This window comes from Ruegeria sp. R8_1 (assembly GCF_017743815.1).
Lineage (GTDB): Bacteria > Pseudomonadota > Alphaproteobacteria > Rhodobacterales > Rhodobacteraceae > Ruegeria > Ruegeria lacuscaerulensis_A.
This window is the reverse complement of record NZ_JAGHRL010000010.1, coordinates 82762-95774: the sequence shown is the minus strand read 5'-3', so window position 1 is coordinate 95774 and position 13013 is coordinate 82762. Positions and strand designations below refer to the sequence as shown.

The window sequence follows — 13013 nt, the reverse complement described above, 5'->3', positions numbered from 1 at the left end:
AGTTCCGCGCCGACGCCCTGATGGGCCTGAAGGTGAACCCAATGAACATGATCGGCGACCTCCATGGCAGCAAAGACTACCGCGCACATCTGGTCAGCGTCATGACCAAACGCGCCGTCCAAGCCTGCAGCTAAATAAAACGTCAGCCCTGAAAAAAACAGGGCTGACTTTAGGAATAAAACACCGATACTTCGCCGCTTTCGTGCGTGCAAATGGCTTTGGGATTGCCCTTTGAAAGCGATAGTATCTCTGGAATTTCACTGGCTGAGACATGGCACAACGCGGTGGAGAGAGCGTCGGCCATTGCTGCGTTTGCGGCTTCCACGCTGACAGTCGACCATAGTGCAGGTCGTTCGTTTTTTGCATTCAGGATATGGAGATGAACAGGGCTCAAACGAAGCACAGAGGGGCTGGAAGTTGCGATAGCCCGATCCCGAAGCCTGACGGTTTGAACAATGCCATGCACCGGGTCTGAAACTCCCAACCTCCAGATTCGGCCAGCGGCGTAATACTCACCGATATTTACCAGCACATTGGTCCAGCCTGCGTTCCGCAATGTGTTGGCCACAAGGTCCGTGACAAAACCCTGAGCGATGCCGTTCAATGTAAGTTGCTGACCCTGCCCCAGAACAATTCTGTCTTCGGATATCCGGACCCTATCCCAACCGATTAATTCTCGGGCAGCGTCGAGATTGCGACCGTTGGCGGCCGCCAGCCAAAGCGGTTGCACCGTTGGGTCAAACCGCCCCCCCGTCCGGCCATGTGCCCAACCACAAATACTTAACAACTCCAACATTTCCGGCGCTGGGTTCACTAATATCCCGGTTTGGTTCAGGCGAACCAAATCAGAGTCCGGCCGATACAGACTGAACAAAGACTCGGCCCGGTCCAGGAGAGCCTGCACTTTAGTGATCGCAGACGCGGCCGCCTCAGGATCGGCATCGAAGGTCAGGCTGACTTCGGCACCCATGGCCTGACCACGCCACTGAGTCGGCTGAGCCATAGCAGGAGCCCCCAGAGCCGCCGCTGATACGGCCAGGAATCGTCGGCGGCTCATCATTCTGCAGCAACCTTTCTGGATTGACGGCGTGCGGCTAGAATCAATGGGACACATTGGTTTCGGTCATCATGGATGGCAACGCAATCAAGACATTGGAAACACTCATTATATTGAATTTCCCCAGTCTGCTTAATAGCCCCGTACTTGCACTTGACCTTGCACAGTTGACACGGTGACCCGCATTCAGCTCGTCTTTCGATCCAGTCGCGACCACGAAGAAGGCCTCCGATCGCCATGACCGCCCCCAACGGACAGACATAGCGGCAAAACCCTTTGAACATTACCATGCCCAGAATAAGCCAAAAAATCGCATATGCGGCATAGTACCACTCGCGGATAAAGAAAGTTGTGATGGCGGTTTTGAAAGGTTCAACCTCTGCCACTTTGTCAACTTCGTCTGGGGCCAGAAACACGACGCCAATCAAGCCACCAAGAATCACGTATTTCAGCCATTTCAACCGTTGGTCCCACGCCCGCGATGGCTCGATCTGGGGTAAGCGGAGCGCTTTTCCCAGATGATGTGCAAACTCCTGAAGCGCGCCGAACGGGCAGAGCCACCCGCAGAACAAGCCCCTGCCCCAAGCGATTAACCCGGCAATCGAAACCGCCCAGATCAAAAGCGAAAACGGGTCGTACAGCAAAAACCCGTAGCTGCCCCCGTCAATAGCTGTTCGGATAACGCCCAACACGGTGACAATGGACAGTTGTCCCTGTCCCCACCAACCAATGAATCCCACGATGACCGCGAGAATAGCGAGCCTGTATGGTGTGAACAGCGGTTGCGCAGCGAAAGAATTCATCCGCAAACCGAGCGTCAGCACTAGACCGGCAAGCAATGCAGACAAAATGATCATGTCTGTCTGACGATTTCGCAGGGCCTCTAACCAAGGTGGGGCGGGCGTGATCTGGACCGGACGCTCAAAGAACCGATCGGGCGTCACATGCCTCACTTCCAATGTCACCGACCCCGTCTCGGGCTGGAACATGCCGTGTTCGCGAACGGCAAGAACCTTCAGGACCCACTCGCGTGAAGGATCAAAACCCAAACGACGGTCGGTGCGCAGGATCATTGCGACGCCGTCTGGCATTCCATCGGCCAATTCGACAAGCAGATCGGCGTCGCGCAATGCGACCGGTAACCCGTCTTGCTCTGCAGAAATCCAATCGGGTGCTGTATTTCGCACGAACTTGTCGCTGACCAGCCCATGACGCGCAGTTTCGATCAGAAGGATTGGTTCATCATTGTCGGAAATCTCCAGAAAACCCTGCAGCTCGTCGAAACTGTCTTGGGACAATGCCGCGCGCGCAATGGATTTGGGCCCCAGATCAACCACCCACAAATCCAGATAAGCCTCGTCGGGATAATCCTGTGCCTCGGGATCGTCATCTTCCCACAATGTCCCCTCGAAAAGGGCGTCGACATCTGAATTCTTTATGATCTTGTTGGTTGCGATCCCCTTAGCGACCAGATCCTCCCAGCTGAGGGTCTCGTCATAGTCTGGGTTCGGAAAAGCGGGTGGCGCGGTTGCCAACCCTTGCATCTTTTCGCGCGCAACGGCCAGCGCCGCCCCCATGACGGATTCATGCGCTATACGGACACTGGCCGTAGCCTTCGTTACGCCATCCAGATAAACTAGCTGCGAACCGGACGCAGCATCGCCGTACGGCGTACCAACAACGATCGAGTCCGATATGGACAGCCCTCCATATTGCTCAAAGAACTTGTGGAACGGTGCCTGACCCAAACCAGACACAAATATGGGTTCGTTATGTTCAATCAGCTGGACGTCCATGAACCGTCCTTCAAGATCCAAGACAACCAGCACGTTGATCGGGGCACCGGAGAACCCCGGCAAAGGCGCTAAGGGTTCAGTTTCAAACACATAACCCGCCTCGATCCCGCCTGAGTTCAACAGCGAATAAACCCCATTTTCGCTAAGGCGCTCTCCCAGAGAAAACGGGGCGCGGATAAATGTCTCGATGCGTTCGCGCGGCAGCGGCTCGGCCGCAGCCATTAGGCTGCCGAGCATCAGCAGGATCATTGCAACAACCGCGCGCATGGCCGCAAGACTATAAGCCCATCCAACCTGACGACATTCGACAAAAGTCCTAAGCTGGCAATCTACGACCTAAAGCCTGTTGACCTCGGCCCAAATGGGTTCAAAACTACCGCTCGAACCGTACGACCAAAGAAGCATTTTCTGAATCTGGCCCGAGATGTACGGTCTCATCAACGCCAGTGATTTATGGGAGGTAGCAATGACCTGGAGCGCACCGAAGCTGAAAGAAGTAAATTGCGGCATGGAGATCAACATGTATTCTCCGTCCGAGGATGAAGGCCGCGAGCACGAGCGCGACCTGTTCTGATTACGTAAACGCAGCGGAGGCCCGAGGTGCATTTTCTGGTTCTTGGGGCTTCTGCAGGCGGCGGACTGCCGCAATGGAATTGTGGATGCCGAAATTGCGAGGACGCCCGTTTGGGAATCATCCCTCCGTCTGGCCAATCATCTTTGGCGGTCTCGCCCGATGGTGAAAGCTGGAGCATACTGAACGCTTCACCTGACATCCGACAACAAATGCTGGACTGCCCCAAACTACATCCCAGAACACTGCGCGATACGCCTGTGGCTTCGGTATTGCTGACAAACGGAGATATCGACCACATTGCTGGTTTGCTTAGCCTGCGCGAACAAACCCCGTTTTCGTTGTTCGCCACAGGGGACATTCTTAACGTTCTAGCGCAGAACCGGATTTTTGATGCGGTCAATCGCGATAAGGTCTTGCGGACCCCTATTTCACTTGATCAGGAATTCGCCCTGCAGCCCGGCCTCAGCGCGCGCTTGTTTGCCGTGCCCGGTAAAGTGCCGCTTTTCATGGAAGGTGATACCGTTCAAACCGATCTGATCGGAGAGCAAACAGTGGGCGTTCGCCTGACTGCAGGCGACAAGATTGCCTATTATATTCCTGGTTGCGCCCAAGTGACCCCCGCCCTGCTGGATCAACTCTCGGACGCGGATCAGCTGTTTTTTGACGGCACGCTTTGGGACGATGATGAGATGATCCGCTCGGGAACAGGGGTGAAAACAGGGCAGCGGATGGGGCATATCTCGGTCAGTGGCCCGGACGGTTCGGTCGCGCAATTGGCCGGGATCGACGCGGCCAAAACCTTTATCCACATCAACAACACCAACCCGATGTTGCAGCCCGATGGACCCGAGCGCGCCTTTGTCGAATCTGCAGGCTGGACCATTGCCTATGACGGGCAGGAGATCACGATATGAGCCGCGAAACTCTCGAGGCACGGCTGCGCCAGATCGGGGCCGAGCGGTATCACGACAAACATCCCTTTCACCACCGGCTTCATAGCGGTCAATGCTCCCCGGATCAGGTGCGCGCATGGGTGATCAATCGTTGGGCATATCAGGCGGCGATCCCCATGAAAGACGCTGCTTTCATGTCGCGTTGTACCGACCCAGATATCCGCCGCGAATGGCGGTCCCGGATCGAAGATCACGACGGGGACGTGAAAGAGGGCGGCGGCATCCGACGGTGGCTGAAACTGGCCGAGGCAGTCGGGTTGGACCCCGACTACGTCGCCTCGGGGCGTGGTGTTCTGCCCGCAACTCAATTCGCCGTTGATGCTTATGTGCATTACGTCCGCGAAAAGCCAATACTTCAGGCTGTAGCGTCCTCACTGACAGAACTGTTCGCCCCAAAAATTCATGAAAAACGGATCGAAGGTCTGCTCGAGCACTACGACTTCGCCAATGCGGACAGTTTGTCTTACTTCCGTAAACGACTGTCGCAGGCACCTAAAGATGTGGCTTTTGGCCTGAATTGGGTTTTGGATCACGCCGACACATCCGAGAAAGAGGATATGGCCTGTGACGCCCTTATTTTCAAAACCAACGTGTTGTGGGCACAGCTCGACGCGCTGTGGTCTGCCTATGTCGAACCCGGCCTGATCCCGCCCGGTGCCTGGCAACCCGGGGAAGGCATGAAATGACGCTGGTTTTCTCTGCATCGGACCGCCCTTATCTGCCGCGCGGCGTGCGGATTCAACGCGACGCAGTACGTGATCGCACCGTTCTGATGGCACCAGAGAAAGTGATTGAACTGGACGATATTGGCGTCGCAATCCTGTCGAGGGTCGACGGGCAAGCCCGGTTTGGCGATATCATCGCGGATTTGGCTGCTACATTTGGGGCTCCGGCCGAGACCATTGAGAAAGACGCTCAACAGTTTTTACAAACTTTGCGCGGGCGTCTGTATGTGATGGTAAAGCCATGAGCATCGCACCGCCTATCGCACTGCTGGCCGAACTGACCCATCGATGCCCCCTTAGTTGCCCCTATTGCAGCAATCCGGTCGAACTTGAACGCAAAGAGACCGAGTTGGACACCGACACATGGAAAGATGTCTTCTCGCAAGCGTATGACCTTGGCGTTCTGCAACTGCATCTGTCTGGAGGCGAACCAGCCTCGCGCCGCGATCTAGAGGACCTGACCCGTCACGCAGCCCAACTGGGTTTGTACACCAACCTGATTACGTCCGGCGTGGGATTGACACCCAAACGGCTCGATCGGCTTGAGGACGCGGGCCTGGACCATATTCAGTTATCGCTGCAAGGCACCAACGCCGCACTTGCTGATCGGATCGGAGGTTATCGCGGCGGGTTCGATCGCAAGATGAAAATCGCCCGCGAAATCCGCGATCGGGGCATTCCGCTGACTCTGAACGCCGTGATGCACAGCCAAAACCTGGACGACCTGGATCGGACGATCGAAATGGCCGTCGAACTCGGTGCCCGCAGGCTAGAAGTCGCCTGCGTGCAGTTTCACGGATGGGCCTTGAAAAACCGGCACAATCTTATGCCGTCGTTTGAACAAACCTTGGCTGTGAAAAAAACAGTGGCGAAGGCCGCACAGCAACTGCAGGGCGTTTTGGCATTCGACTTTGTCCCGCCTGACTACTACGCAGATTATCCCAAGGCGTGCATGGGTGGATGGGGGTCAACCGGGCTAAACGTAACTCCGAATGGTACGATACTGCCCTGTCATGCCGCACAAACCCTGAGCCATCTGCATTTCGACTCTGTAAGAGATCGGCGTCTGAGTGACATTTGGTATGACAGCACGGCCTTCAATGCGTATCGAGGCACCGACTGGATGCCCGAGCCATGTAAAAGCTGCGACCGCAAAGAGGTGGACTTTGGCGGGTGCCGATGCCAAGCGCTGGCATTGGCAGGCGACGCGTCCGCGACCGATCCAGTTTGCCAAAAATCCCCAGAACACGCTCGGATCAAGGCGATTTTACAAAACGCATCACCGCAGGAGGACCGCGGCTTTGTCTATCGAAAACTGGACCCGACCGGGGCTTGACCGCACGAGCACATAAAGTTCGGGTCACAACCGCGCGATAGTTCCTGTTCGTGGACGATCTGTAAGGTTATTCGGACGCCGAGCAATGTCGAATAACAAGAGAACGTCGATACTCGGAGATACAAACCATTCGCAATGGAGTATCTTTTATGAACCGCTTCTTCTCTGCCGTCGCCACCGCTTTGATCTTGTCAGCACCAGCCTATGCTCAGGACGTTTCTGGCATGAACGATCTGGAATTTGCGCATATCGCCTATACTGCTGATGTCATCGACATACGGTACGCTCATCTGGCGCTGGCGCTCTCGGACAACCCCGACATCCATGAATTCGCCAATACCATGATCCGCGACCACACCGCCGTGAACGAAGCGGCGCTTGGGTTGCTGAACAAACTCGGCGCGACGGCGCAGGACAATGCCTTCAGCCAGACTCTCAATGCCAACGCGGAAGAGATCATCAACACGCTATCACAGCTGCGCGGTGCAGAATTTGATGCGGCATATGCAGCAAATGAACTTGCGTACCATCAAGCGGTTAATGATCTGGTCGAGGGTAGCATGATCCCGAACATCGACAATGCAGAGGTCAAAGCGTTGTTTGAACAGGGCTTAGAGATTTTCAAGGCCCATGAAGTTCATGCCGAAAAGATGGTAGAGTCGCTGAATTGATGCCGCGCTTGCTATCGCGACGTCAGGTTGTGACCCAAGCGGCTGCGTCAGCAGTCGCTTTTAACCCGCCCGCGCAAGCATCCCGAGCATCTGTACTACATATGGTCAGGATTCACCGATTTGAGTTTCAGCCCGCGCTGGTAAAGGTCCACGTCGGAGATCGCATCAAATGGACCAATCTGGATATCGCGCCACACACGGCCACAGCTGACGCACATGGTTGGGACACGCAGGAGCTGTCTAAAGGTCAGAGTGCAGAAATCCTTGTAACCGAGGGTATGGAGCTTGGGTATTTCTGCGCCTTTCACCCCCATATGAAGGGCACCATTGAAATTATCTGAGTTCAATACCGGTTTTACGTGATCAAATCTGCCTGAGATGGTCGGAAACCCGCCAAATGCCCACGTTGAGGCTTGTTATACAAATTTTTATCTATAAACATCCACATCAGCCTCAAGATGATGGGATTTTATCTATAAAATGACTGTTGCCACGCCGAGCTGGACCCGCGAAGACGCTCAGACCCTGCATGATCTGCCCCTTATGGACTTGTTGTTTCGCGCTCAGTCCGTTCACCGCACGCATTTTGATCCCAATAAGGTGCAGACCTCCAAGCTCTTGTCGATCAAGACAGGTGGATGTGCCGAGGACTGCGCGTATTGTTCTCAGTCCGCACGGAACGGATCAAAACTTTCGGCCTCCAAACTGATCGAGGTCGAACGTGTTCTGACCCAAGCGCGACAAGCCCGCGACGGCGGCGCAACCCGGTTTTGTATGGGGGCGGCATGGCGCGAACCCAAGGATCGCGACATGGATGCACTGGTTGCCATGGTCGAAGGCGTCCGGGCACTGGGAATGGAAACCTGCATGACGTTGGGAATGCTGGACGACAATCAGGTAATCCGCCTTCGCGATGCCGGGTTGGATTATTACAACCACAACATCGACACGTCGGAACGATATTACCCCGAAGTGATCACGACGCGCACGTTCTCGGATCGGATCGACACGATGAACCGCGTGCAAGAAGCTGGGATCAAAGTGTGTTCGGGCGGCATCCTCGGCATGGGCGAGGAAACGCAGGACCGCGTCGACATGCTTGTGACTCTGGCCAATATGAACCCGGCTCCGGACTCGGTCCCGATCAACATGTTGATGCCGCAAGAAGACACACCCTTGGCCGATGCCAAACCGATCGACCCTATTGATTTCGTCCGTGTGATCGCAACAGCTCGGATCATGATGCCAACCTCATATGTCCGATTGTCCGCCGGGCGCAGCGACATGAGTGATGAACTGCAGGCCATGTGTTTCTTTGCAGGCGCAAACTCGATCTTTGTAGGAGAGACCCTTTTGACGGCCGAAAACCCCGAAGAGGATACAGATGCAATCCTGTTCGCAAAACTCGGCCTGCAGTCAGAGACCGTAGCAGGACAAGGCAGCAGGGAAGCAGCTGAATGAAAGCACATCATCGCCTTGACGCGATGCTTGCGACCCTTACGGAACGGCATCGCAGACGTAGCCTGACCGCAGCGCAGGGTTTAGACTTTGCCTCCAATGACTACTTGGGGCTGGCACAGTCCGAGTTTCTGGCCGACGCCGCGCGCAACGCACTTGCCCGACAAGTGCCTGTCGGGTCGGGCGGATCACGCCTGTTACGCGGCAACCACCCGGAACATGAGGCGCTTGAGCAGTCAGCGGCCAGCTTTTTCCAGTCCGAGGCTGCTCTGTTCATGGGCGGCGGATTTCAGGCAAATCAGGCAATATTTTCGACTCTGCCCGCAGCCGAAGATCTAATCCTTTATGATGCGCTTGTTCATGCCAGTGCACACGAAGGAATGCGCCTCGGCCGCGCTGAAACTCGGGCTTTCAAACATAATGACGTGGAGGACGCCCGGCGTCACCTTGAGGAGTGGCGCGCGAAAGGTGGGGCCGGACAAATCTGGATCGCCGTAGAAAGCGTCTATTCGATGGAAGGTGATCTGGCGCCTCTGACAGCGCTAGCTGATATCGCTGTTGCGTTCGATGCCATTCTGGTTGTCGACGAAGCCCATGCGACCGGAGTATTTGGACCCAACGGACGGGGGCTGGCCCATGGTTTGAAAGCAGAGCTTGTCACGCTGCATACATGCGGCAAGGGTTTGGGGGTTGCTGGCGGTTTGATCTGTGGCCCTCTGGTGATGATTGAAACGCTGATCAACCGTGCCCGACCCTTTATTTTCGCGACTGCGCCCTCTCCGCTGAATGCTGCGCTGCTGCAAGCTGTGCTTGAACGATTGCAATGTGATGCGACTCTGACCCAGTCGGCCGTCTCCAGAATGCAATTCGCGCATGCCTGCGCCCGTCGCATCGGCCTGCCCAACGCCGGCCTAAACAGCCAAATCATCCCGATTATCTTGGGCGATGACGCTTTGACAATGCGCATCGCGTCCGAGATGCAAGCCCACGGGTTCGACGTTCGAGGAATTCGCCCACCGACGGTTCCACGCGGGACATCTCGCTTGCGTATCTCCGTCACCGGCAATGTCAGCGATGCAGATATCACTGCCCTTTTCGACATTTTGTCCAACCAGTTGAAAGCAGCCGCATGAGCGCCATCATCGTCACAGGAACTGATACCGGCATTGGCAAGACAGTTTTTGCAGCTGGCCTGACAGCCGCACTTGGCGCGCGGTATTGGAAACCTGTGCAATCCGGCTTGGAAGACGCGACCGACACAGAAACCATACGCGCTTTGTCTGGCGCTGAGACTCTGCCCGAGGCATATCGGCTATCCCTGCCCGCTTCTCCACATTTGTCGGCCGAAGATATGGGCGTCGAAATCACGCTTGATCAGTTGGCACTGCCGCAGGTCGACGGCCTCTTGGTCGTCGAAGGTGCAGGCGGCGTGATGGTGCCGCTGAACCGTGAACATTTTTATCTGGACCTGTTCGCGCAATGGAAAGCCCCGGTTGTTTTGGTCGCCCGCACAGCACTTGGCACGATCAATCACACCAGCCTGTCCGTGATGGCGTTGCGGAACGCAGGATGCAATTTGGTCGGCGTGGCATTCGTGGGCGAAGCTGAACCGCCTGTCGAGCAGACCATTGCCCAGATGTGCTCGGTCCGGCATCTGGGCCGACTTCCGCATTTGCCATCCTTGACTCCCCAAACACTGTCGGACGCGTTTGAAGCCATCGACACCGCCACAATCCGGAGCGCCCTTTGACCCCGCTGGAATTTGACGCCAACCACCTGTGGCACCCATACACGAACATCGCCAATCCCGGCCCGATGCATCTAATCACAGAGGCAGAAGGCGTCTGGCTGACCCGAGACGATGGGACAAAAATGATCGACGCCATGTCTTCGTGGTGGTGCGCCATCCACGGCCACCGTCATCCGGCACTGATCGCGGCGATGCAGGCGCAACTAGATCAAATGCCCCACGTCATGTTCGGTGGGCTGACGCATGCCCCCGCGATCGAGCTGGGGCGGAAGCTGGTCGATTTGCTGCCTGATGGGCTAGACCGAATCTTCTACAGTGACAGCGGATCGGTTGCCATTGAGGTCGCGCTCAAAATGGCGGTGCAGTACCAGATGGCGCAAAACCGAACCCAACGTACCGAGTTCGCCACCATTCGCGGCGGCTATCACGGCGACACATGGAAAGCGATGAGCGTTTGCGATCCCGTCAACGGGATGCACGGCCTGTTCCGAGGCGCGCTGTCAATTCAGCATTTCCTGTCGCGTCCGAAAATCCAGTTTGACGACGACTGGTCCGAAAACGACGATACCAATGGCCTCAATGAGTTAAAGGAATTGCTGTCAGAACAAGGTGACAAGATCGCAGGGCTTATCCTTGAGCCCGTGGTCCAAGGCGCAGGCGGAATGTACTTCTACCACCCCGAATGGCTGCGGCGCGCGCACGCGTTGTGCCGCGAGCATGACGTCTTGGTCATCTTCGACGAGATCGCCACGGGGTTCGGGCGCACCGGAAAACTGTTTGCGATGGATCACGCTGGGGTAGTCCCTGACATCCTGTGTCTTGGGAAAGCGTTGACCGGGGGGCACATCACGCTGGCAACGACGATAACTACGCGGAACGTCGCACATCGTATCGGACAAAGCGAAGCCGGTGTTCTGATGCATGGACCGACCTATATGGCAAACCCGCTGGCTTGTGCTGCGGCTTGTGCCAGCCTCGATCAGATTTCGACCCGGGATTGGCAAGGTGAAGTTCAATTCATCGCGGATCAGCTGACACAAGAATTGGCCCCCGCGCGAACCCTTCCCGGTGTTGCGGATGTTCGCGTGCTGGGTGCGATCGGTATTATCGAGATGACATCGCCAGTTGATCCTTCGGTCGCACATCAACTGGCTCCGGAAACGGGCGTTTGGCTGCGCCCCTTTGCACGCAACATCTATTGTATGCCGCCTTATGTAATCTCCTCGGACGAACTGAGCCGGGTAACACAGACCATGGTTTCCCTGGCCCGAGGACATTCATGAAAAAGCAATGGCTGGCACGCTCTGGTACTGCAGACTTGGTCCTGATCTTTGGGGGATGGGCTTTGGGCCCTGCCCCGTTTCAACAACTTTCCAGCGACCATGATCAACTGTTTATTGACGATTATACCCGCCTAGACGACCCCCTTCATGAAACCTCCGACTATGATCGGGTCACACTGGTTTCATTTTCCTTCGGAGTCGTTTCGGCCGCCCATTGGGTGAACGATTTTAATGTCAGACCGACAAGGCTTGTTGCTATTGGCGGTACTTTGTACCCAGCTGATCCGCGCCGGGGCATAGCACCCGAGATGATTAGGGCAACTGCCGACAACCTGACCGAAGCGAGCTTTTCCAAATTCTGCCGCCGCGCGGGATTGGGCATGCTCGTCCCCATTCTCGACGTTCCTCAGGCCCGTGCTGAACTAAACGCAGTTATCGCACGGGGGCCAGCGCCAGAGCTTTCGTTCGACCGTATCTGGGCTCCGCAGCGCGACCGGATCATTCCAACCTCTGCACAAGAAGCCGCCTGGAAGGACCAGGCAAGCGTGGTGCGCGGCGTGGATGCGCCACATGTCCCTTTTCATAAGGGTCAAAACTGGACGGAGTGGTGTTCATGACGTTTCAAGCCACAGATCGGGTGCAGCGCAGTTTCAGCAGAAGTTTTCATTCCTATCACGGAGAAGCCAGCCAACAGGCACGAGTCGCGGATCGTCTGGTGACAGCCCTTGGTGCGGCAGGCGCGCCTGAACGATTCAGCAAAACGCTCGAACTTGGATGCGGCACAGGTCACCTTACTCGACGCCTGCTTGAAACCTTTGATTGTGGCGCTTTAACGCTTAACGACCTGACACCCGCCTCCGCAGAAACCGCAAACCGTCATCGCGCCAAGTTTCTGTACGGCGATGCCTCAAAAGTCAGCTGGCCGACGCAGCCTGACCTAATCGCGTCGGCCTCGATGATACAATGGCTACAAAACCCCGCAGAGTTTCTGCGTCAGGCTGCCAACGCATTGTCGCCCGGTGGATGGCTTGCCATTTCCGGGTTCGGGCCATGCCAATACACCGAATTGGCACAGATTGGTTCGTCTGCAGCCGCACCTGGCCTGATGGATCACTCGGATATGGCGTCGGCCGTCACCGAGTGTTTGGAGGTCATCAATACCGGGGAAGCTTTGGAGCGCGTGTTCTTCGCAACTCCAAGAGATGTCCTGCAGCACCTGCGGAAAACCGGAGTAAATGGCCGGGCCCAAAAACCATGGACCAAAGCCACGCTCAGACAGTTCAGCGATGACTATGAAAGGCTGCACCGGACTCCGGAAGGGGTCAGTCTGACGTACCACGCCACGTGGATTGTTGCGCGCAAAGCGCGCTGAACGTCGAATTAGACAAGGAAAGAAACGGGCCGGATCAC

Annotated in this window: 15 protein-coding genes and 1 pseudogene; 14 read left to right on the top strand and 2 right to left on the bottom strand. The window is 56.2% G+C overall.

Annotation, left to right across the window (positions count from 1 at the left end; all coding sequences use genetic code 11):
• Nucleotides 1–134 (top strand): annotated as a pseudogene (locus tag J7380_RS20460) (carbon monoxide dehydrogenase); the annotation flags it as partial.
• Between the two features lie 35 nt (nucleotides 135–169).
• Here the strand turns inward: J7380_RS20460 and J7380_RS19140 are convergent.
• Nucleotides 170–1003: an FAD:protein FMN transferase gene (locus J7380_RS19140; RefSeq protein ID WP_209198085.1), complete on the bottom strand. Its 834-nt coding sequence runs from the start codon at nucleotides 1001–1003 to the stop codon at nucleotides 170–172.
• Nucleotides 1004–1056: 53 nt separating this feature from the next.
• A complete protein-coding gene (locus tag J7380_RS19135) occupies nucleotides 1057–3102 on the bottom strand; it encodes a 4Fe-4S binding protein (protein WP_247742649.1) in 2046 nt (681 codons plus the stop codon).
• A gap of 217 nt (nucleotides 3103–3319) precedes the next feature.
• Here J7380_RS19135 and pqqA point away from each other — a divergent pair, with 217 nt between their 5' ends.
• The 13 genes from pqqA to J7380_RS19070 all read left to right on the top strand — a co-directional run bounded on the left by pqqA (nucleotide 3320) and on the right by J7380_RS19070 (nucleotide 12975).
• Complete coding sequence (gene pqqA / locus J7380_RS19130) at nucleotides 3320–3427, top strand: pyrroloquinoline quinone precursor peptide PqqA (protein ID WP_170356425.1); 108 nt, start codon at nucleotides 3320–3322, stop codon at nucleotides 3425–3427.
• A 26-nt stretch (nucleotides 3428–3453) separates the two neighbouring features.
• On the top strand, nucleotides 3454–4341 hold the full coding sequence (gene pqqB, locus J7380_RS19125; RefSeq protein ID WP_209198076.1) for a pyrroloquinoline quinone biosynthesis protein PqqB: 888 nt from the start codon (nucleotides 3454–3456) through the stop codon (nucleotides 4339–4341).
• Nucleotides 4338–5066 carry a pyrroloquinoline-quinone synthase PqqC gene (pqqC, locus tag J7380_RS19120; RefSeq protein ID WP_209198074.1) on the top strand — a complete coding sequence of 243 codons (729 nt, stop codon included), beginning with the start codon at nucleotides 4338–4340 and terminating at the stop codon, nucleotides 5064–5066. The genes pqqB and pqqC overlap by 4 nt, the downstream gene beginning before the upstream one ends.
• Nucleotides 5063–5350 carry a pyrroloquinoline quinone biosynthesis peptide chaperone PqqD gene (pqqD, locus tag J7380_RS19115; RefSeq protein WP_209198072.1) on the top strand — a complete coding sequence of 96 codons (288 nt, stop codon included), beginning with the start codon at nucleotides 5063–5065 and terminating at the stop codon, nucleotides 5348–5350. The genes pqqC and pqqD overlap by 4 nt, the downstream gene beginning before the upstream one ends.
• The gene (gene pqqE / locus J7380_RS19110) at nucleotides 5347–6441 is read left to right on the top strand and encodes a pyrroloquinoline quinone biosynthesis protein PqqE (RefSeq protein WP_209198070.1); all 1095 of its coding nucleotides are present in this window, start codon (nucleotides 5347–5349) and stop codon (nucleotides 6439–6441) included. The genes pqqD and pqqE overlap by 4 nt, the downstream gene beginning before the upstream one ends.
• A 149-nt stretch (nucleotides 6442–6590) precedes the next feature.
• Nucleotides 6591–7112: a DUF4142 domain-containing protein gene (locus J7380_RS19105; protein ID WP_209198068.1), complete on the top strand. Its 522-nt coding sequence runs from the start codon at nucleotides 6591–6593 to the stop codon at nucleotides 7110–7112.
• Nucleotides 7113–7213: 101 nt separating this feature from the next.
• Nucleotides 7214–7453, top strand: a complete 240-nt coding sequence (locus tag J7380_RS19100; protein WP_209198066.1) for a plastocyanin/azurin family copper-binding protein — start codon at nucleotides 7214–7216, stop codon at nucleotides 7451–7453.
• Nucleotides 7454–7592: 139 nt separating this feature from the next.
• Nucleotides 7593–8573, top strand: a complete 981-nt coding sequence (gene bioB, locus J7380_RS19095) for a biotin synthase BioB (RefSeq protein WP_209198064.1) — start codon at nucleotides 7593–7595, stop codon at nucleotides 8571–8573.
• A gap of 23 nt (nucleotides 8574–8596) precedes the next feature.
• Complete coding sequence (locus J7380_RS19090; protein ID WP_247742654.1) at nucleotides 8597–9703, top strand: 8-amino-7-oxononanoate synthase; 1107 nt, start codon at nucleotides 8597–8599, stop codon at nucleotides 9701–9703.
• The gene (gene bioD / locus J7380_RS19085) at nucleotides 9700–10320 is read left to right on the top strand and encodes a dethiobiotin synthase (RefSeq protein WP_209198060.1); all 621 of its coding nucleotides are present in this window, start codon (nucleotides 9700–9702) and stop codon (nucleotides 10318–10320) included. The genes J7380_RS19090 and bioD overlap by 4 nt, the downstream gene beginning before the upstream one ends.
• Nucleotides 10317–11603: an adenosylmethionine--8-amino-7-oxononanoate transaminase gene (gene bioA, locus J7380_RS19080; protein ID WP_209198058.1), complete on the top strand. Its 1287-nt coding sequence runs from the start codon at nucleotides 10317–10319 to the stop codon at nucleotides 11601–11603. Before bioD ends, bioA begins: the two co-directional genes overlap by 4 nt.
• Nucleotides 11600–12220: a pimeloyl-ACP methyl esterase BioG family protein gene (locus J7380_RS19075; protein WP_209198051.1), complete on the top strand. Its 621-nt coding sequence runs from the start codon at nucleotides 11600–11602 to the stop codon at nucleotides 12218–12220. Before bioA ends, J7380_RS19075 begins: the two co-directional genes overlap by 4 nt.
• On the top strand, nucleotides 12217–12975 hold the full coding sequence (locus J7380_RS19070; protein ID WP_209198044.1) for a methyltransferase: 759 nt from the start codon (nucleotides 12217–12219) through the stop codon (nucleotides 12973–12975). The genes J7380_RS19075 and J7380_RS19070 overlap by 4 nt, the downstream gene beginning before the upstream one ends.
• The last annotated feature ends 38 nt before the right edge of the window (nucleotides 12976–13013 follow it).

Excerpts from the sequence above, each read along its gene's own strand:
- J7380_RS19140 (WP_209198085.1), bottom strand. The coding sequence starts at position 1,003 with ATGGCTCAGCCGACTCAGTGGCGTGGTCAGGCCATGGGTGCCGAAGTC.
- J7380_RS19135 (WP_247742649.1), bottom strand. The coding sequence starts at position 3,102 with ATGATCCTGCTGATGCTCGGCAGCCTAATGGCTGCGGCCGAGCCGCTG.
- pqqA (WP_170356425.1), top strand. The coding sequence starts at position 3,320 with ATGACCTGGAGCGCACCGAAGCTGAAAGAAGTAAATTGCGGCATGGAG.
- pqqC (WP_209198074.1), top strand. The coding sequence starts at position 4,338 with ATGAGCCGCGAAACTCTCGAGGCACGGCTGCGCCAGATCGGGGCCGAG.
- pqqD (WP_209198072.1), top strand. The coding sequence starts at position 5,063 with ATGACGCTGGTTTTCTCTGCATCGGACCGCCCTTATCTGCCGCGCGGC.
- pqqE (WP_209198070.1), top strand. The coding sequence starts at position 5,347 with ATGAGCATCGCACCGCCTATCGCACTGCTGGCCGAACTGACCCATCGA.
- J7380_RS19105 (WP_209198068.1), top strand. The coding sequence starts at position 6,591 with ATGAACCGCTTCTTCTCTGCCGTCGCCACCGCTTTGATCTTGTCAGCA.
- J7380_RS19100 (WP_209198066.1), top strand. The coding sequence starts at position 7,214 with ATGGTCAGGATTCACCGATTTGAGTTTCAGCCCGCGCTGGTAAAGGTC.
- bioB (WP_209198064.1), top strand. The coding sequence starts at position 7,593 with ATGACTGTTGCCACGCCGAGCTGGACCCGCGAAGACGCTCAGACCCTG.
- J7380_RS19090 (WP_247742654.1), top strand. The coding sequence starts at position 8,597 with ATGCTTGCGACCCTTACGGAACGGCATCGCAGACGTAGCCTGACCGCA.
- bioD (WP_209198060.1), top strand. The coding sequence starts at position 9,700 with ATGAGCGCCATCATCGTCACAGGAACTGATACCGGCATTGGCAAGACA.
- J7380_RS19075 (WP_209198051.1), top strand. The coding sequence starts at position 11,600 with ATGAAAAAGCAATGGCTGGCACGCTCTGGTACTGCAGACTTGGTCCTG.
- J7380_RS19070 (WP_209198044.1), top strand. The coding sequence starts at position 12,217 with ATGACGTTTCAAGCCACAGATCGGGTGCAGCGCAGTTTCAGCAGAAGT.